This is a genomic window from Nocardia sp. NPDC004123, from assembly GCF_053603795.1.
Genome location: NZ_JBSGGG010000001.1, coordinates 196,804 through 217,505 on the forward strand (window position 1 = coordinate 196,804; position 20,702 = coordinate 217,505).

The 20,702-nt window shown below is 69.5% G+C and carries 8 protein-coding genes; 3 read left to right on the forward strand and 5 right to left on the reverse strand.

Annotated features, from left to right (window positions below):
* Window positions 1–86: 86 nt before the first annotated feature.
* From ACWEQQ_RS00940 to ACWEQQ_RS00950, 3 genes are all read left to right on the forward strand, one after another.
* On the forward strand, window positions 87–5,933 hold the full coding sequence (locus tag ACWEQQ_RS00940; protein WP_452346707.1) for a WD40 domain-containing protein: 5,847 nt from the start codon (window positions 87–89) through the stop codon (window positions 5,931–5,933).
* A gap of 189 nt (window positions 5,934–6,122) precedes the next feature.
* A complete protein-coding gene (locus ACWEQQ_RS00945; protein ID WP_452339777.1) occupies window positions 6,123–7,571 on the forward strand; it encodes an FAD-binding oxidoreductase in 1,449 nt (482 codons plus the stop codon).
* Entirely contained in the window at window positions 7,568–8,884 is a 1,317-nt protein-coding gene (locus ACWEQQ_RS00950) for a class I SAM-dependent methyltransferase (RefSeq protein ID WP_452346708.1), read from the forward strand. The genes ACWEQQ_RS00945 and ACWEQQ_RS00950 overlap by 4 nt, the downstream gene beginning before the upstream one ends.
* A gap of 56 nt (window positions 8,885–8,940) precedes the next feature.
* Here ACWEQQ_RS00950 and ACWEQQ_RS00955 read toward each other — a convergent pair whose 3' ends face one another.
* The 5 genes from ACWEQQ_RS00955 to ACWEQQ_RS00975 all read right to left on the reverse strand — a co-directional run bounded on the left by ACWEQQ_RS00955 (window position 8,941) and on the right by ACWEQQ_RS00975 (window position 20,477).
* Window positions 8,941–10,413, reverse strand: coding sequence for an alpha/beta hydrolase (locus ACWEQQ_RS00955; RefSeq protein ID WP_452346709.1), 1,473 nt, complete (start codon window positions 10,411–10,413; stop codon window positions 8,941–8,943).
* 111 nt (window positions 10,414–10,524) lie between these two features.
* Window positions 10,525–14,142 carry a protein kinase domain-containing protein gene (locus ACWEQQ_RS00960; RefSeq protein WP_452346710.1) on the reverse strand — a complete coding sequence of 1,206 codons (3,618 nt, stop codon included), beginning with the start codon at window positions 14,140–14,142 and terminating at the stop codon, window positions 10,525–10,527.
* A 181-nt stretch (window positions 14,143–14,323) separates the two neighbouring features.
* Window positions 14,324–16,477, reverse strand: coding sequence for a 3-hydroxyacyl-CoA dehydrogenase NAD-binding domain-containing protein (locus ACWEQQ_RS00965; protein WP_452339781.1), 2,154 nt, complete (start codon window positions 16,475–16,477; stop codon window positions 14,324–14,326).
* Between the two features lie 37 nt (window positions 16,478–16,514).
* Window positions 16,515–17,726, reverse strand: coding sequence for an acetyl-CoA C-acetyltransferase (locus tag ACWEQQ_RS00970; protein ID WP_364621314.1), 1,212 nt, complete (start codon window positions 17,724–17,726; stop codon window positions 16,515–16,517).
* Between the two features lie 258 nt (window positions 17,727–17,984).
* Window positions 17,985–20,477 (reverse strand): DNA polymerase III subunit gamma and tau, encoded by a 2,493-nt coding sequence (locus ACWEQQ_RS00975; RefSeq protein ID WP_452346711.1) that lies wholly within the window; start codon window positions 20,475–20,477, stop codon window positions 17,985–17,987.
* Window positions 20,478–20,702 lie beyond the last annotated feature (225 nt).

Genomic DNA, 20,702 nt, shown 5'->3' on the forward strand with positions numbered 1-20,702 from the left:
CTGAGAACTGTCGCGCAGGCCAAGGAATCCCACAGAGGTCAATTCGATTGGCCTCGCGACGCTTTCGATGGCGGGATACTGGCAGGGTGACGCTGTGGGGTGGGCGGTCGCGGATGCTCTTCACGAGTTACTCACCGGCCGACGAGCGGTGGGCCATCTGGCTGGCCTGGCAGTTGGAGCATGCCGAGGCGCGGTATCGAACCGTGGTGTCGTCGTGGGATTTCGATCCGGCGACCAACTATGCGGACTTCGTGCAGCGCGGGGTGCGGGAGTCCGATCTGGTGGTGGCGGTGCTGACGCGGGACTATGTGTCCTCGCGGCACGCGAACCGGGAGTGGCAGGCCGCGCTGGATGTGGATCCGGGGAAGCTGCTGGCGGTTCGGGTCAGCGAGTGTGCGCTGGAGTGGCTGCCCACGGGTGTCGCGTCCCTCGATCTGCTCGGAGTGAGCGATGCGACCGAGATGCGGCGGACGGTAGTGGACCGGGTCGAGCGGATGCTCTCGGACCGGTGGGCGCCGCGGCGGCAGCCGGACCCGCGCGCGGACGACATCTGGTCTCCGGCACCGGAATCCACCCCGGTCCGCCGGCGCCCGCTGTCGCCGCCGGCCTTTCCGGGGGACACGGCGGCGAGTCGTCCGCATGCGGGGCTGTCGATCCTGCATGTCGGTGGCCCGCGGTTCGGCCGCACCCTGTCGTCCGCCGATGTTCCCGCCGATCCCGAAGGCCTGCAGTCACATATCTATGGCGCGGTCACCGAGCTCATCGACCGGCAGGCCCCCGCGCCGGATCTGATCGTGGTGAGCGGTGACCTCACCGAGTCCGCCCATCCGGCCGAATTCCGCAAGGCCGTCTCGTTTCTCACGGGACTGCGGGTCCTGCTCAAGCTGGAGCCCGACCGGTTGGTCGTAGTCCCCGGCAATCACGACATCTCCCGACTCCTCTGCCGGGCCCACTTCCTCGACTGCGAGGCCAACGACCGCCTCCCCCGGCCGCCCTACTACGCGAAACTGCGGTTGTTCGAGCAGATGTTCAACACCCTGTACCGCGGACTCGACCATCTGGTCTTCGATGTGGGCCAGCCCTGGACCCTGTTCCCGGTGCCCGAATTGCGGCTCGTGGTGGCCGGTCTGAACTCCACCATGGCTGCCACGCACCGCCCCGAGGACGACTACGGCTCCGTGGGCACCGAGCAGAAGGACTGGTTCGCCGAGCACCTGCGCGTCCAGGAGGCGCAGGGCTGGTTCCGGCTGGGCGTCGTCCGCCACGATCCCGCACCCGGCCCGAACGTCTCACCGTACGACCCGGGCGTGCTCCGCGACGCCGAACGCACCTTCCGCCGCCTGGGCCCGCGCCTGAACCTGCTGCTGCGCGGCCCCGGCCGGGCGGGCCGCTCGCTCGCCCATCCCACCGGCACCCTGCCCGTGCTGCCGGCTCCCGCCCCGGGCCAGGCCGAACTCCTCCACATCACCGCCGCCGGACTGACCCGCCACCGGTGCGACGAATCCTTCGAGACCCCCGCCCTGCAACAACTCACCTGGACGAATTGCGCTGTCGCGCTGTCGAGCCGGGCCACGCCCCCGGAGCTGCCGCCACCCCCGCCCGAACCCCGCCGGCCCGAGCTCCGGGCGAGCGAGACCGCCCGGCCGCACGACATGCTGCTGGAGCAGGTCGCCGAGGTGTGCGAGGTTCGCTATCCCGGGGCGCGCATCCGCCGCATCGCCTCCGACCCGCCGTACCTGCTGGTCACCGTGAAATCCGAGCCGGTGATCGAGCAGCTCATCATCGGCGTGCACGTGGGCGAGGTGACCGGCCAGGTCCTCGACGAATTCCTCGGCCCGGAACCGAAACCCGGCTCCCAGCTCATCTACCTGGGTCCCGCGCCGAGCCGGGAACTGCTCGACCGCGCGGCCGCCGAGGGCGTGCGGATCCGCAGCTTCCCCGACTTCCAGGGCATGGCCAATCTCGGCGACTACCTGCGCAAACAGTCGGCGCGCCTGCACGACGACCCCGCCTACGCGCCCGATCTGTATGTGCCGCAACGCTTCCGCATGCTCGCCCCGCACGGCCGCGAGGTGCAGAGCGACCTGGTCGCCGAGCTCATGCGCCTGGTGACCGCCGACGACGGCCGATTCGTGCTGCTGCTCGGCGATTTCGGGCTCGGCAAGACCTTCGCCCTGCGCGAGCTGACCCGCCGCATCACCGCGAACGCCGGCCGGCTCGTCCCCATCCTCATCGAACTGCGGGACCTGGACCGCACCAGCTCCCTCGACACCCTGCTGGCCGCGCACCTGGCCAACAACGGGGAATCCCGCATCGATCTGCGCGCCCTGCGCTACATGCTCGAACAGGGCCGGGTGGTGCTGCTCTTCGACGGCTTCGACGAACTGCTCACCCGCCTCAACTACGACAGCGCCGCCGAGCACATGGCCACCCTGCTGCAGGCCGCGGTGGGCCGGGCCAAGGTCGTGGTGGCCGGGCGCACCCAGCATTTCAAGTCCTACGACCAGATCGCGACCGCGCTGCAGACCCAGGAGGAACCCCATCCGGATCGCTACCTGCTGAGCGTGGAGAACTTCACCGCTGAGCAGGTGCACGCCTTCCTGGTCAATCGCTACGGCACCGAAGGCCCCTCGGCCGACGCCCGGATGCGGCTGCTGCGCGGCATTCCCGGCCTGTTCGAGCTGGCCTGCAACCCGCGCATGCTGAGCTTCATCGCCGATCTGGACGAACAGCGGCTGCGCACCGCGGCCGGGGCCCGCCGCATCATCGGGCCGACCCGGCTCTACGAGGAGATCCTGACCAGCTGGCTCGGCTACGAGATCGAACGCTCCCCCGAGCGCGCCGGCTCGCATCCCACTCTGCGCATCGACGAACTATGGCTCGCCGTCACGTATTTCGCGTTGCGGGTGTGGGAGACCGGGCGGCCGTACCTGAATCTGGCCGAGCTGACCGAGGTCGCGCACGCCGCCGTGGAGCAGATCGACGACGGCCGGCTCAATGTCGCGCAGTTCGTGCACACCCTCGGTTCCCGCAGCCTCATCGTGCGGGCGGAGGACAACCGCTTCGGCTTCATCCACTCCTCGGTGCGGGACTGGCTGGTGGCCAAACAGGTCGCCGCCCAGCTGAGCACCGGAGTCACCGCCCCCGCGCCGCTGGCGCAGGCGCAGCTGGAACCGCTGGCCGTCGAATTCCTCTGTGATCTGGGCGAGGTCGAGCTGCTGCAGGCCTGGGTGGAGCGCACCCTGGACGATCCGGACGAGCACGAGATCACCCGGACCAATGCCGCCAGGATCGCGGCCCGGCTCCGCATCTCGCCCGACAAGGACCTGCGCGGGCTGGACCTGTCGCGGGAGGATCTGTCCTTCCGCAATCTGCAACAGCTCGACTTCACCGGCGCGAACATGACCGAGACCCGGCTGACCGGCGCGGTGCTGGACCAGGCGGTCCTGCGCGGCGTGCGATTGGTGGGCGCGCAACTCGACCAGGCCTCTCTGGTCGGCACCGATCTCCGCGGAGCGGATATGACCGAGGTCCAGCTCACCAGCGCCAACCTGCAGAACGCCGACCTGCGCGGGGCCCGCCTGCATCGGGCGCACCTGGATCAGGCCTCCCTGGTGCGCGCCAACCTCGGCCGCGCCGACCTGACCGGGGCGCGACTGGCCCGCACCGATCTCACCGGGGCACGCGGCGAGGGCAGCCGCTGGACCCGGGCCGCCCTGCTGGATGTGATCGGCAGCCCGGTCGGCACCGGACTGGCCGGGTCCGGGCGGGTGCCGGGCACCCCACCGCTGACCGAATTCGCCCCGGCCGCAATCGGTGTCAAGCACGGGGTGGACGCGCAGAGCGGACGGCTGCCCCGCCCGCTGGCCTACAGTCCGGACGGCGGCACCGTCGCCGTCGGCTGCGATTCCGGCAGTGTGGTCGTCTACGGCGCCGACACCGGGCGCACGCTGCGCACCCTGCACGGACATCGCGCCCGCACCTTCGCGGTCGCCTACACCGAGCAGGTCCTGGTCACCGGTTCGGCCGACGGCACCGTCCGGATCTGGGACGCGGCCAGCGGGGCGGTGCGAAAGATCCTGTCCGGCCATGCGAATTGGCCGTGGCCGCTGGAAACCGATTCGGCCGGAACGCTGCTCGCCACCGGTGACGCGGCCGGGGTGCTGCGCATCCGGCAGCTCCCCGACGGCGAACAGCTGCACGAGTTCCCGCCGCCGGACGGCCGACCCCAACGCATCTACAGCATCGCCTTCCACCGCGACCGGGTGGCCGCCGCGTATCACGATGGTGCGGTGCGCATCTGGCAGCTCTCGACCGGCGCCGAGGTCGCCGGCTTCCGGGGCGCGCCGGGCCCGATCCGCCGCATCTGCTGGGATCCCGCGGGCGCGCTGCTCGCCGCCGGCGGCGCGGACGGCGTACTGGGCCTGTGGAATCCGGCCACCGGCGGGCGGATCAGCGACCTCGCCGGGCACCGGGACGTCGTGTACACCATGGCCTTCCACCCGGTCGAGCCCATCCTGGCCAGCGGCGACACCGCGGGCGGAATTCGCCTGTGGGACACCGGCACCGGCGAGACGGTGCACACCCGCACCGAACACGGCAGTGCGCGCATCCACTGGCTCGGCTTCGATCCGGCCGGTGACATGCTCGCCTCCGGCGACACCACGGGCGCGGTCTACGTGCGCGACGGCCGCACCGGCGCGCCGCTGCACCGGCTCACCGGCCACACCGGATCCATCTGGCCCTTCGCCTTCCGCCCCGACGGCACCCAGCTGGCCGTCGCCGACGACCAGTTCGCGCTGCGCATCTGGGATCCCGCCACCGGCGAGCGCCTGCACACCCTCATCGGGCACGGTCGCCATGTCCGCGCGGTCTCCTTCAATGCCGACGGCACCCTGCTCGCGGGCTGCGGCAACGATGGCAGCGTGCGGCTCTGGGACGCCGCCACCGGACGGCTGGCGCAGCGCCTGCAGGGCACCGCGGACGGGCTGATCACCCTGGAGTCCGGTGTCTTCAGCCCGGCCCACCCCGCCCAGCTGGTGACGGTCGGCAATGCCGGGCGGCTGCGGGTGTTCGATATCGACGCCGCCACCGCGGAACGCGACATCACCGTCGACTCCGCCCCGGTGTGGGCCATCGCCTACGACCCGACCGCCCGCTACATCGCCACCGCCAATGACGACGACACCGTCACCCTGTGGACCCGCGAGACCGGCGGCGAGCACGCCGTCTGCGCCGAGCATCGCGGCCGGGTGCGCTCGATCGCCTTCGACGCGGCGGGGGCGACCATGGCCACCGGCTGCGACGACGGCCATGTCCGGCTCTGGGACGTGGCGTCCGGGGAGCTGCTGGAAACGCTGTCGGACCCGGTCCGCGCCGGCGCGAGCGGCCACCGGGTCTACGGGGTGGTCTTCCATGGCGACCGGCTGGCCAGCATCTCCTGGGACGGCACGGTGCGGATCTGGAGTCTGACCGGCGGTCCCCCGCTGCATCGGCTGGACCTGCACCGCGGGCGGCTGTGGTGCGTGGCGGTGGATCCGGTGTCGGGCACGCTGGCCACGGCGGGCGACGATCTGGTCATCAACCTGTGGGACATCACCGGCGGCCGGCACCTGCACACCCTCTACGGCCATCGGAACCGGGTGCGGTCCTTGGCTTTCGCCCCGTCGGGCCGGCTGCTGGCCAGCGCCGGGAACGACGGTTCGATCATGCTGTGGTCGCTGACGGATCCGGCCGCGGCTCCGCAGCCGCGCGGCACCCTGCTCGGGCTGCCCGAGGGCTGGGTGGCCTTCACACCGGACGGCCGCTACAAGACCGAGGGCCTGACGGCGGGCCAGTTCTGGCACGTGATCGGATTGTGCCGTTTCGAGGCGGGCGAACTGGATCCGTATCTGCCGCAGATCCGGCAGCTGGAGCTCGACGACCCGCTGTAAAGAGCTCGGCCGCACCGTAACCCAATTGTTAGCTGAAGTAACAATCATCACGCCGGGGACGGGAATACCCTCGCTACACGGCAGGTCGTACCCGCCGACACGCATGCAAACTGTGCGTGAAAACCCGCCCCGCCGGTGCTCCCCTGCTGGCCGTACCGGTCGGTGCACGCTAGGTTTCCGAAGGTGGCAGTGAGTCTGTTGGGGAAGGCCGGCCGCGCACCGGCCGCACAGGAATCAGGTTTCGCCGCGCATCGGGCCGGAGTCGATCGCCTCCTGGCCTCGTACCGCGCCATCCCGCCGGATGCGAACGTACGGCTGGCCAAGAAGACCTCCAACCTCTTCCGGGCCCGGGCGCGCAGCACCGCGCCCGGCCTCGATGTGTCCGGATTGACGCAGGTCATCGCGGTGGACCCGGAAGCCCGCACGGCCGACGTGGCCGGCATGACCACCTACGAGGACCTGGTCGCCACCACCCTGCGCTACGGGCTGGCCCCGTTCGTGGTGCCGCAGCTGAAGACCATCACCCTGGGCGGCGCGGTCACCGGACTGGGCATCGAATCCACCTCGTTCCGCAACGGTCTCCCGCACGAATCCGTGCTCGAGATCGACGTACTGACCGGCGCCGGTGAGATCGTCACCGCCACGCGGGACGGCGAACACGCGGATCTGTTCCGCGGATTCCCGAATTCCTACGGCACGCTCGGGTACTCGACCCGGCTGAAGATAGAACTCGAACCGGTGCTGCCCTACGTGGCATTGCGGCACATACGGTTCCACGATCTGCGGGAGCTGGAGGCGACGATGACACAGATCATCGCGGACCGCTCCCACGACGGCGAACCGGTCGACTACCTCGACGGCGTGGTCTTCACCGCCGACGAGAGCTACCTGATCCTGGGCCGCCAGACCGACGAGCCCGGCCCGGTCAGCGACTACACCGGCATGGACATCTACTACCGATCCATCCAGCACGATTCGGCGCGGCCCAAGCGCGATCGGCTGACCATCCACGATTACCTGTGGCGCTGGGATACCGACTGGTTCTGGTGCTCACGGGCATTCGGGGCGCAGAACCCGCGGATCCGGCGCTTCTGGCCCCAGCAGTACCGGCGCTCCAGCTTCTATTGGAAGCTGATCGCGCTGGATCACCGGTACGCGATCGGCGACAAGATCGAGGCGCGGCACGGGAATCCGCCGCGCGAACGAGTGGTGCAGGACATCGAGGTGCCCATCGACCACACCGCGGATTTCGTGGAATGGTTCCTGCGCGAGGTTCCCATCGAGCCGATCTGGTTGTGCCCCTTGCGCTTGCGCGACAACCGCGCGGAAGCGCAGGATGCGGCCGAACGCCCCTGGCCGCTCTATCCGCTGGAGCCCGGCCGCACCTATGTCAATGTCGGTTTCTGGTCGGCCGTGCCGACGGTGCCGGGACAGCCCGGCGGCGCGGCCAACCGTGCCATCGAGCACAAGGTGTCCGAACTCGACGGTCATAAATCCCTGTATTCGGACTCCTTCTACGACCAGGATGAATTCGCCTCCCTCTACTACGGCGGCGATACCTACCTCACCCTCAAGAAACGCTACGACCCGGATTCTCGTCTACTGGATCTGTATTCGAAGGCGGTGCAACGCAAGTGACCACGTACAAGGACCGTTCCGACGTATTCGCCGAGCTGGGAACCAAACTCAGCATTGCCGAGATCTTCGAGACCCTCCTCGACGGACCCGTACCGATCCGCCTGACCTGTTACGACGGCAGCAGCGCCGGACCGGAGGACTCGGAATTCGGTCTGGAGATCACCACCCCGCGCGGCGTCAACTTCATCGCCACCGCGCCCGGCGACCTCGGCATGGCCCGCGCCTACATCTCCGGTGACCTGATCACCCACGGCGTCGAACCCGGCGACCCCTACGAGCTGCTGAAGGCCATGGCGGGCATGAAGTTCCGCCGCCCCACCGCCCTGCAGCTGGTGGTCATCGCCCGCTCGCTGGGCTGGGAACTGCTCAAGCCGGTGCCCCCGCCGCCGCAGGAGGCCATGCCGCGCTGGCGGCGCATCGCGCTGGAAGGCCTGCGGCACAGCAAGACTCGCGACGCCGAGGCCATCCACCACCACTACGACGTCTCCAACGCGTTCTACGAGTACGTGCTGGGCCCGTCCATGACCTACACCTGCGCGGCCTACGAAGACCCGGCCTGGACACTGGAGCAGGCCCAGGAGAACAAGTACCGCTTGGTCTTCGAAAAGCTGAACCTGAAGCCCGGCGACCGGCTGCTCGACATCGGCTGCGGCTGGGGCGGCATGGTGCGCTACGCCGCCAAGCGCGGGGTGCGGGTCATCGGCGCCACCCTGTCGGCCGAGCAGGCCGAGTGGGCGCTGGCCAAGATCGCCGAGGAGGGCCTGTCCGACCTCGCCGAGGTGCGCCACAGCGACTATCGCGACGTGCACGAGGGCGAGTTCGACGCGGTCTCCTCCATCGGGCTCACCGAACACATCGGCGTGCACAACTACCCCGCCTACTTCGAATTCATCAAGTCGAAGCTGAAGGTCGGCGGCCTGTTCCTGAACCACTCCATCACCCGGCCGGACAACACCCGCATCACCAAGGCGGGCGACTTCATCGACCGCTACGTCTTCCCCGACGGCGAACTGGCCGGCTCCGGCCGCATCATCTCCGAGGTCCAGAACGTCGGCCTCGAGGTGCTGCACGAGGAGAACCTGCGCCGGCACTACGCCCTCACCCTGGCCGAATGGTGCGACAACCTGGTGAAGAACTGGGATGCCGCCGTCGAGGAGGTCGGCGAGGGCACCGCCAAGGTGTGGGGGCTCTACATGGCCGGCTGTCAGCTCGGCTTCGAGCGCAATGTGGTGCAACTGCACCAGATCCTGGGCGTCAAGCTCGGCGCGGACCAGGCCTGGACCGTGCCGCTACGCCCCTGGTGGAAGGCATAGGAACCCTCGTAACACGAGGCAGGCGCGCGGCTTTCGCCGCACGCCTGCTTTCGTTGCTACGAGGACAGGCCCGCCACCGGAATTCCCAGGCGCGCGGTCATCCACGGGAATGACGAGGTGAAGGCCGCCGCCGCGAACTGCCAGGTGTGCCCGCCCTCGGTGGTGTGCACCGTGCAGTTGATATTGACCTGCTGCCCCTGGGCACAGAGCGCCTCGGCCGCGCCGACCTCGCCGGTGTCGTAGACGCCGTCCTTGCCGCCCATGCCGACCTTGCTCTCGTCGATCGACTGCTGCTGCATGTAGGCCTTCGCCTTGGGGTCGGAGGCCATCTTCTTCTGCCACGCGGGCGGCGTCAGATCGTCGAACAGGCCGACCGTGTCGGCATACGGGCCGTGCTTCTGCATCACGGTCGTGGGATCGAAGGCCGCCCAGGCCTGCTCGCTGCCGCCGAAGAGCCGCTTGACGGTCTGCTCCTTGTTGCCCGCGGCCGGACCGAGATCGCCCGCGATATCCACGAAGGTGCCGAACAGTTCCGGATGCATGGTCGCCAGATCCACCGCGCAGGTCCCGCCCATGGACCACCCGACGATCCCCCACTTGGCGGGATCCGCGGACGCGCCGAAGGTCGATTCCACATAGGCGGGAACATCATTGGTGAGGTGGTCGGCCGCATCGCCGCGCGGGCCGTTCACGCATTCGGTGTCGTTGTTGAAACTGCCGCCGGAATCGACGAACACCAGGATCGGCGTCTGGCCGTTGTTGGACTTCGCGAAATCGTCCACGCTGGGCATGATCTGACCGCTGCGCACCCAGTCCGCGGGGGTGTTGAACTCGCCGCCGATCATCATGACCACCGGCAGGGTGGGCGGCTTGTCGCCCTGGAACCAGGCCGGCGGCAGGTACACGTATTCGGTGCGGTGATTGAAGTGGCTACCCGATTCCGGAATGTCCACCGGCACGATCCGCCCGGTTCCCACATTCGTGTTCCGCAGCGACGCCAGCGAATCCAGGCTGGTCTGATGCGGCAGCGGTTCCGCCGTCATGGCAGCCCACGCCGCGTTCGCGGTCGGGTAGTACCCCACCCACTGATTCAGCACGACACCCACGTTCAGCAGCGCCGCCGGCACCGCCAGCACGGCCACGATCCGCTGCCACCAGCCACCGGTGCGGATGCCGACCACCGCGGCGGCGAGTGCCGCCCCCGCCAGGCCGATAGCCACCCACAGCAGCACCGGCGCCGGATCCGACGCCAGCCCCTCGTTGTTGGTGTACATCCAGGCGGCCCACACCACCCCGAGCGCGAACACCACGCAGACCGGCACCCACAGCAGCCACCACCGGCGGGTGAATCGCGCGAACGCCACCACCAGCAGGAAGACCGCGACGAAGGTGATCACCTGGGGCAGCCAGCCGTGCAGCAGTGAAACCCCGTGGTGGAAGCCACCCCCGAACCCGGTCTGGGTCTGTGCGGGCAACTGCGGTGCCGGAGGCACGGCGGGCGGGGACTGCAGCATCGTCGTCACAGGCACGTCGGCGATTCTCGACACCATTCCTCGAGAAACCCTGTGAATAGGCTGCATGAAGCCTGGACGCTGGGCGAGCGCGCCCGAATTCGCCGGCCGTAACGCCGAATCCGCTGTTCAGAGCAGCGAATCGAGAAATCGGCGGGGCAGCTCCGGCGCCTCGGTATCGGCGTCCAGCGGCATCTCGTGGCGCATGGTGCGCAGGATGTTCACCACGCCCGGCCCGGCGTCGAGCAGCGGCCGGGACCAGCCCAGCCCGGCGCAGCGCACCACCACCGGAGTGAGCACCGCGATGGACTCCCCGAGCCAGCCGGAGACCGACAGGCATTCGGCCAGCAGCAGCGCCGCGTCGAGTTCGGCGCGCGGCCGGTGCTGCTCGCGGATGCGCGAATACAGGGCGCGGGCGCGCTTGACCGCGGTGTCGTCGGCGCCGAGCGGGGCCAGGTCGTCGGTGGCACGGTCCTCGCCGCGGTAGTGCCGGGCCAGCAGCGCACGGATGGTGGCGATCTCCTCCGCCTCCGCGGCCAGCGCCGCCGCGCCGGTGGCATGCCGCAACGCGCGGGCCATCGGATCGGTGACCAGGCCCGCGGTCAGCGCATCGGCGGGCAGGCCCAGCCGCAGGCGCTCGGCCCGAACCTGGGCGGCCAGGCGGGTGAGCCGCCGGTCGGCGGCGATGCGCGCGCCCTCGTCCAGGCGCGCCGCGGCGGTCTCCAGGTCACCGCGGACCGCCTTCACCCGGGCCCCGCTCACGAAGATGGTGACCAGGAAGTCCACCGGGCCGACCCGGGCGGTCAGTTCGTGGCTCTGATCCAGCAGCCGCTCGGCGCTGTCGAGGTCACCGCGCCGGTAGGCCACCTCGCCCAGCAGCGCGGCCGCCACCCGCGCCGAGTTCGAGCGGGACCCCGCGCGGTCGCGGGCGATCTGCCACGCCTGCTCGAAACACCGGGTGGCGGTATCGATATCGAGCTGCTCGTAGGCGGCGTCGCCCTGCGCGCAGCGGCCGAACACCTCGCCCAGCGGATCGGCCGACCGCACGTGATACGGCGCGGCCCACTCCTGCATATCCCGGGCGCCCTCGAAGTCGAAGTCGCACAGGCGCACGAAGGAGGCCAGATTCGCGGCCGTCGACACCGTCCACGCCGGGAGGTCGTCGGCCAGCTTCAGGCATTCGGTGATCTTGTCCAGCACGCCCTCGGTGCGGTCGCGGGCCACCTGATCGGCCGCGGCCAGCACCGCCGCCTGACAGCGCTGATTCACCGCCTCGGCGTCGTCGGTGCCACTGCGCGCCAGCATGTTCGACAACCGCCCCAGTGCGGTCCGGGCCGCACCGGACTGCTGCAGGTTCACATTGGCCCGGGCCAGCGCCATCAGCAGCTTGCTACGCGAAGTCACCTGCTGCACCGGCAGTTTCGACACCGTGCCGAACAGGGTCGCCAGCCGAGCGCTGTCGATCAGGTCCATGCCGCCCTTCTCGACCAGGTCCAGCGCGTACTTCAGATCGGTAGCAGCGAGCGCGTGATCGACCGACTGCTTGATCAGATTGTGCTCGGCGAACCAGCGGGAAGCCTTGCCGTGCAGCTTCTTCAGCTGCCCAGGCTGGGCCCGGTCCAAGCGGGCGCGCAGGTGCTCGGCCACCATCGGCTGCATCTGGTACCAATTCGGATCGTCGGCGAGCCGGTGCACGAACAGTTCCCGCCGCTCGGCCTGATCCAGCAGATCGGCGGCGTCCTTCGCGCCGGACAGCGCCTCGGCCAGCAAGGCGTTCACGCGTTCGGGAACCGCTATGGCACTGAGGAATTCGAGCATGTGCGGCTCGATGGTGTCGAGCACGTTCTCGGCGAGGTACTCGCGAATCGCCTTGTTGTCGCCGGAGAGTCCGGTGATCAGCCGGTCCACGTCGCGATCGGCCGACCGCAGTGACAGTCCGGCCAGCTGGATCGCGGCAGGCCAGCCGTCGGTGGCGGTGTGGATCTGCTCCACCTGCCGCTCGCTCAATTCCAGCCCCATGCGCTCGACCAGGATCTGACGGGTCTCCGCCTCGGTCAGCCGCAGCTGACCGGATCCGATCTCCACCAGTTCGTCGGCCACCTGCAGACGGCTCAGCGGCAACCCGGCCCGCTCCCGGCTGGTGATGACGAAACGCAGGTCGTGCGAACAGTTGTCGAGCAGCGACTCCATTACCCGCTGCGCCCCCGCGTCGGTGATCCGATGCCAGTCGTCCACCACCACGACCACCGGGCTCCCGCTCGCGTGCACCTCGTCGATCAGCGCCGACACCGCGTACGGCACCGCCTCGGCGGGCCGCTCCTCCAGCAGCTGCTCGAGCCCCACGCCGATCTCCGGCCGCACCTTGCGGATGGCGGCGATGATGTGGGCCAGCAGCCATACCTCGTTGTCGTCGTCGCTGTCGATGCTGATCCAGGCGACCGCCACCCCGCGATCGGTGAGCTCGGCACACCACTGCGCGGCGAGGGTGCGCTTGCCGAATCCGGCCGGGGCGTGGATCACCGCCAGCCGGCGGCGACCGCCCGCGCGCAGCGGTTCCAGCAGCCGGGGGCGTGGGATCGGCTCGCGGGCCGGGGTCGGGGGCAGGAATTTCGTTGCGGCCGTGGGTGGCAGCGTATTGCCGACGGCCCCGAACTCGGTGGTGCCGGAGGCGGCGAACACGGCGCTGGGATTGCCCTGCGGCCGCAGCGTCAGCGAGCGGGCACGCGGGGCGGTGACCACGGTGTGCGTGCGCCGGCGCGAATATGTCCGGGTGGCAGTGGAATCCGTGCCGTCCACCCCGGGCTGTTCACTCTCGAGCAGCGCCATCTCGTCCGGGACCTGCCCGTGCTCGCCCTGCACGGTCCGCAGCAGCTCCCCGAATTCCACGGCGCTGCCGGGCCGGTCACGCGGATCCGGCGACATGGCCGCCTCGATGGCCGCCGCCACGTCGGGCGGAATCTCGAGCTCCCGCAGATCCGGCACCGGCTGGCTGGTGATGCGCAGGAACTGCGCCACGATCTTCTCCCCGGCCTGGCGTTCGAAGGCGGCGTGACCGGTCAGCAGCGCGAAGAGGGTGGAGCCCAGCCCGTACACATCCGAGCGCACGGTCGGCTCGTCACCCTTGAGCACCTCGGGCGCGGTGAACGCGGGCGAGCCGGTGATCAGACTCGTCGAGGTGCGGAAACCCCCTGGGATACGGGCGATTCCGAAGTCGGTGAGCTGCGGTTCCCCGTAGCGGCTCAGCAGCACATTCGCCGGTTTCACGTCCCGGTGCAGTACTTCGGCCCGGTGCGCGGTCTCGATGGCCCCCGCCAGCTTCACCCCGACCCGCACCGAATCCGTCCAGGACAGCGGCCCGCTGTCCCGCACCACCTGTTCCAGGGAACCGCGGGTGGCATAGGGCATCACGATGAAGGGCCGCCCGCTGGGCGTGACGTCCACCTGCAGGATGTCGACGATGTTCGGATGCCCCGACAACCGGCCCATGGCGTGTTCCTCACGCAGGAACCGCTCCCGGCTCTCGTCGTCGATCTCGGTGGAGAGCACCTTGACCGCAACCACCCGGTCCAGGGCGCGCTGGGCACAGCGGTACACCACCCCGAAACCGCCCCGGCCGATCTCCTCCGCGTCGAACAGGCCCATGGCCTCGAGCTCGTCGTCGAGGGTCATGGGAAGGTAGGACTGCGTGGAGTCTTCGGGAGGGGCCTGCTCACTCCGCGAGCCGCCCGGGCGCGCCTGTGGATTCATCTGGACCTGCCTCCGGTGTTCTCCCGCGCATCTTCCAACGTAGCGCGGACCGCACGGGCGTGTGGACCTTTCACTCAGCTCCGGGCGTCCCGTGCGGTCCTCTTCACACACCTGTAAAACACCCGGCCCGGGCCGCGTATTCGCGACCCGGGCCGGGTGTTTCAGCGCTGGAGCGCCGTTGTTACTTGCGCAGCGAAGCCGGAACCTCGAAGCGGCTGCCGAACTTGGCGGCCAGCTCGTCGGCGCGGGCCACGAAGGCCTGCTGTCCACCCGGGTAGCCCACGATGAACTGGTGGGTGCCACCGGTCCAGGCCGGGAAGCCGATGCCGAAGATCGAGCCGATGTTGGCGTCGGCGGTCGAGGTCAGCACGTTCTCGTCGAAGCACTTCTGGGTCTCGATGGCCTCGGCGAACAGCATGCGGTCCTTCAGGTCCTGCAGCGAGACGCCCTCGGGCAGCTCGGTGGAGGTCTTGAAGGTGGAGCGCAGCTCCGACCACAGGCCGGTGGCCTTACCGTCGACGTAGTCGTAGAAGCCCGCGCCGCCGGCCTTGCCCTTGCGGTCGAACTCGTCCACCAGCTTGTCGAGGATCTGCGCGGTCGCGCCGGAGGCGGCGTCGATCTCGCCACCGGCGGCCACGATGGCCTCGGCGGTCTCCTTGTAGATCTTCTGCATGGTGGTGAAGTTCAGCTCGTCCGACAGCTTCAGCGGCGCCGCCGGGTAGCCCGCCTGCAGACCGGCCTGCTCGATGGTCTGCGGGTCGACGCCCTCACCGAGCATCATGATGGCCTCGTTGATGAACTTGCCGATCACGCGCGAGGTGTAGAAGCCGCGCGAGTCGTTCACCACGATCGGGGTCTTGCGGATGGCGAGGGTGTAGTCGTACACCCGGGCCAGCGCCTCGTCGGAGGTCTTCTCGCCCTTGATGATCTCGACCAGCGGCATCTTGTCGACCGGCGAGAAGAAGTGGATGCCGATGAAGTCCTCGGCCCGCTTCACGCCATTGGCCAGCAGGGTGATCGGCAGGGTCGAGGTGTTGGAGCCGAGCAGCGCGTCGGCGTCCACGATGTCCTCGATCTCGCCGAAGACCTTCGCCTTGAGCTCCGGGTTCTCGAACACGGCCTCGATGACGAAGTCCACGCCCGCGAAGTCGGCCGCGTCGGCGGTCGGCTTGATGCGGTCGAGCAGGGTCTTCGACTTCTCCTCGGTGGTCTTGCCACGCGAGAGCGCCTTCTCCTCGAGCTTGACCGAGTAGTCCTTGCCCTTGTTGGCGGCCTCGATGGTGACGTCCTTCAGGACGACGTCGATGCCGGCCTTGGCGGTGACGTACGCGATGCCCGCGCCCATCATGCCCGCGCCGATCACGCCGACCTTCTTGATCTCACGCTTCGGCACGTCCTTCGGACGCGAACCGCCGTTGTTGATGTGCTGCAGGTCGAAGAAGAACGCCTGGATCATGTTCTTGGCGACCGGACCGGTCAGCAGGGACACGAAGTAGCGCGACTCGATCAGCGAGGCGGAGTCGAAGTCGACCTGCGCGCCCTCGATGGCGGCGGACATGATCGCCTTGGGGGCGGGCATGTTCTGGCCCTTGAGCTGCTTGCGCAGGTTGGCCGGGAAGGCCGGCAGGTTGGCGGCCAGCGACGGGGTGGAGGGGGTGCCGCCCGGGATCTTGTAGCCCTTGACGTCCCACGGCTGCACGCCCGCCTCGGGGTTGGCCTTGATCCACGCCTTGGCGGCCGGGACCAGCTCCTCGACGGAGGCGACGGTCTCGTGAATGAGGCCGGTGGCCTTCGCCTTCTGCGCGTTGAACTTCTGGCCCTGCAGCAGCACGCCCATCAGGCCGTTCGCGATGCCGAGCATGCGGGTGATGCGGGTGACACCGCCACCGGCCGGGAGCAGGCCCAGGGAGACCTCGGGCAGGCCCAGCTGCACGGCCTTGATGTCGGCCGCGATGCGGTGGTGGGTGGCCAGGGTGATCTCCAGGCCGCCACCCAGGGCAGCGCCGTTGATGGCCGAAACCACCGGCTTGCCAAGGGTTTCCAGACGACGCAGGTCGTCCTTGATGAAGGTCAGTTCCTCCATGATGGCCGCGGCGTCCGCCGGGGTGGTCTGCATCATGTTCTTGAGGTCACCGCCGGCGAAGAAGGTCTTCTTCGCGGAGGTGATGACGACACCGGTGATGTCGTCCTTCTCGGCGACCAGGCGGTCCACCGTGGCCCGCATGGAGTCCTTGTAGAGCTGGTTCATGGTGTTGGCGCCCTGGTTCGGGTCGTCCATGGTCAGCACGACGATGCCGTCGGCGTCCTTTTCCCAGCCGATCATGTTCTCGGTCATTGTTTTCGATTCTCCTGAAGATGAAAGTCGGTGGGCGTCAGACGCGCTCGATGATGGTGGCGACACCCATGCCGCCGCCGATGCAGAGGGTGACCAGCGCGTAGCGCGCGTTGCGGCGGTGCAGCTCGTCGACCATGGTGCCGGTGATCATGGCGCCGGTGGCGCCCAGCGGGTGGCCCATGGCGATCGCGCCACCGTTGACGTTCAGCTTCTCGTCCGGGATGTTCAGGTCCTTCTGGAACTTCAGGACGACGGAGGCGAAGGCCTCGTTGATCTCGAACAGGTCGATGTCATCGACCGTCAGGCCCGCCTTGGCCAGCGCCTTGTGCGCGGCCGGGGTCGGACCGGTCAGCATGATGGTGGCGTCGGCGCCGGAGGTGGCGGTGGCGACGATGCGGGCGCGCGGGGTCAGACCCGAAGCGGCGCCGGCCTCCTCGGAGCCGACCAGCACCAGCGCGGCGCCGTCGACGATGCCGGAGGAGTTACCACCGGTGTGGACGTGGTCGATCTTCTCGACGTAGGTGTAGCGCTGCATGGCGACGGCGTCGAAGCCGCCCATGTCACCGATGCCGGCGAAGGCCGGGTTCAGCTTGCCCAGGTCGGCGGCGGTGGTGCCGGGACGCATGTGCTCGTCGTTGTCCAGGACGGTCAGGCCGTTGATGTCCTTGACCGGGACGACGGAGCGCGAGAAGTAGCCGTTCTTCCAGGCCTGCTCGGCCAGGTTCTGCGAGCGGACCGCGTAGGCGTCCACGTCGTCGCGGGAGAAGCCCTCGATGGTGGCGATCAGGTCGGCCGAAATGCCCTGCGGCACAATGTAAGCGTTGTAGCTGGTCCACGGGTCCATGAACATGGCGCCGCCGTCGGAGCCCATCGGCACGCGGGACATGGACTCCACGCCACCGGCCAGCACCAGGTCGTCGAAGCCCGAGCGGACCTTCTGGGCGGCCATGTTGACGGCCTCGAGGCCGGAGGCGCAGAAGCGGTTGATCTGCACGCCGCCGACGGTGTCGGGCAGGTTCGCGGTGAGCACGGTGGTGCGGGCGATGTCGGCGCCCTGATCACCGACCGGGGAGACGACGCCCAGGATGATGTCCGAGATGCGGTCCTCGTCCAGGTTCGGGAACCGGTTCCGCAGCTCCTCGACCAGACCGGTGGTCAGGTCGATCGGCTTGACCGAGTGCAGCGAGCCCTTCCGGTTCTTGCCGCGCGGGGTGCGGATGGCCTCGTAAATGTAGGCCTCTGTGGTCATATCGGAGTTTTCCTCTCTTGGGTGCGCCGTCACCGCGTTGTGCGGGCAGTGCCATGGCTATAACCTCGCCGACCGGCCCCACGACCGATCGCCTAGACGCTGTACAAACAGCGTCCCGAGCAGGCTCGTTGACGCTCCGGTAGCCCGTACGCCCGGGCCATACCTTAGAACCTCGCGAAACCGATACTCACGGCCACCCGATCATAGTACCGAACTATGCGAACTCCGGTTAACTTAAGTTGCCCCGCAGGGGAACTGTCAACCCTCGAGAGGCGTGGCCCCCAACTCCGACCTCAGCAGTGCTAGCGCCACCTCATCCGGGTCGCGGCGCTCCTCCGGAGGCACCGGCTTCGCCGACTCCGCCAGCATCTCCCGCTCCTCCTCCGGCGTAGTAGCAGGTGGGACGCCGTCATAACCTACCGGCGAGTAGTCACCCGGCCCCGGATCGTCCGGAAGATCCGGCCCGTCAGGCAGCGGAATATCGTCCTCCGGCGGCGCGAAACGGGCACTGTTCGCATCGAACGGATCCCCGCCCGCCGGCCCCGGATCGGCCGGCGCCGGAGCGGCGGGCGCCGCGGGCGTGGTGCTCCCCCACCCAGCGGCCGCCGCGGGCTCGGCGACCGGTGCGGCCGCGGCCGCCTTGGCCTGACTCGGGCGCGAGAACTTCGGTGCGGCCTTCTTGGGCGCGGGCTGCCCGCCCGCCGGGGCCCGCCCCGCCGCCGTGGCCGCCGATCCGCCACCGGCGGCCGGTCCCCCGACCTCCCACCGCACATCGTGGTCGCGCCCCAGCACGGCCCGGACCGCCGACCGCACCGCGTCCAGGTTCTGCGGCTGCGACAACCGCTGCGCCAGCGGCGCGTGCAGGTGCGCGAAGACGATCGTCTCCCCTTCGACCCGCGCCACGCTGGCGCCGGTCAGCAGGGCCTGCACCGCGGCACCGAAGTCCCGCACCTTGGCCCGGATATCCGCCCAGGCCGCCTCGATCTCCTGCAGCACGGCGTCACCCACGGGCGCCGCGGCCGCCGGAGCAGCGACCTCGGCCGGTGCCGCGACCGGCTCGGCCGGGGCGGTTTGCCGAGGCCCAGCAACCGGCTCGGGCGCGGGGACAGGCTCCGGCGCGGGAATCACGACCGGCTCGGGCGCGGCCACCGGCTCCACGACCGGCGCGGCTGCGATCGGATCGGCAACCGGCGCAACGGGTTCGATCGCCACCGGCCCCGGCTCGGGGGCCACCGGCGCGGGCGCGGGTTCCGCAGCGGCCGGAACCTGCTGCGGTGCAGGGCTTTCCGCTACCGGGGTCGCCGCCGCAACCTGCGGTGCGGCACTGCCCACCGGGCTCAGTTCAGGCGGCCGGACCGCGGTGCCGCCGGCGACGGCCTGCGGTGTGGGATCGGCAGCCGGCGCGGGAGCGATCGGCGCGGAGGCCGTCTCGGCGACGGGAGCTGCCGGCGTGCCGGACTTTTCGGCGCGCAGCGCGGCCAGGGCCGCGGCTCCGCGCCGGCGGTTGTCACCGCCGGCCGGGGGCACGGCGGGAGCGGCGGACGCGGATGCGGCCGGAGCGGCCTGCGCCTGCTGCGGAGCGGCGGGGATTGCGCCGCTTGCCATTCGGCGCTCCAGCAGCTCGAGGCGCTGGAGGGTGGCGGTTTCGGCATCCGAAGCGGCCGGAAGAAGCATGCGGGCACTGATGACTTCGAGCAGCAGGCGGGGGTTGGTGGCGCCGCGCATGTCGCCGAGGCCCTCGTGCAGGAGTTCGGCGTGGCGGGCCAGGGTGGCGGCGCCGAGGCGCTCGGCCTGGGAGCGCATGCGGTCGATGACGTCGCCGGGGCCGGTGACCAGGTTGCGGTCGGTGGCGTCGGGGACGGCGCGGAGCAGGATCAGATCGCGCAGCCGCTCGAGCAGGTCGGTGGCGAAGCGGCGGGGGTCGTGACCCGCCTCCACCACGCGGTCGATGGTGCCGAACAGGGCCGCGCCGTCGGAGACGGCAAGCGCCTCGATGGCGTCGTCGATCAGCGCGACATCGGTGACGCCGAGCAGCGAGACCGCACGCGGATAGGTGACGCCCTCGGGGCCCGCACCGGCCAGCAGCTGGTCCAGCACGCTGAGACTGTCGCGCGGGGAGCCGCCGCCGGCGCGAATCACCAAGGGGTACACCGACTCTTCGACCTGCACCCCCTCCTGGTCGCAGATCTTGCCGAGCAGTCCGCGCATGGTGGCGGGCGGGAGCAGCCGGAAGGGGTAGTGGTGCGTACGTGAGCGGATGGTGGGCAGCACCTTGTCCGGCTCGGTGGTGGCGAAGACGAAGATCAGGTGGGCGGGCGGCTCCTCCACGATCTTGAGCAGCGCGTTGAAGCCCGCGGTGGTGACCATGTGCGCCTCGTCGACGATGAAGACGCGGTACCGGGATTCGGCCGGGGCGTAGAAGGCGCGGTCGCGCAGTTCGCGGGTGTCGTCCACACCGCCGTGGCTGGCGGCGTCGAGCTCGATGACGTCGAGATTGCCGGATCCGCCCGGGCCGAGCGCCACGCAGGACGAGCAGACGCCGCACGGCTTGGAGGTCGGGCCCTGTACGCAGTTCAGCGAGCGCGCGAGGATGCGCGCGGAGGAGGTCTTGCCACAGCCGCGCGGTCCCGAGAAGAGATAGGCATGACTGATCCGCCCGGTGTCGAGCGCGATACTCAGGGGATCGGTGACGTGCTCCTGACCCACCACTTCAGCGAACGTTGCCGGTCGGTACTTCCGGTACAGAGCCACGGGGAGAGGTTACCGGGGCGCACCGACAGGCGGTGCCGCGCCGCCGGGCCGGTCGTCCGGTACTCCGCTGGTGTCCGACCGTCCACTCGAACTATGGCGTAGATCACACTCATTCCTGAGGCCCGGTCAGAACCGACCGTCCCGAACGGACATCTCGACAATTCCCACAGCAAATTCTCAGCGTGTCCATAGCGGCCATTTGTCCAAGACCTCTGACCTGCTATG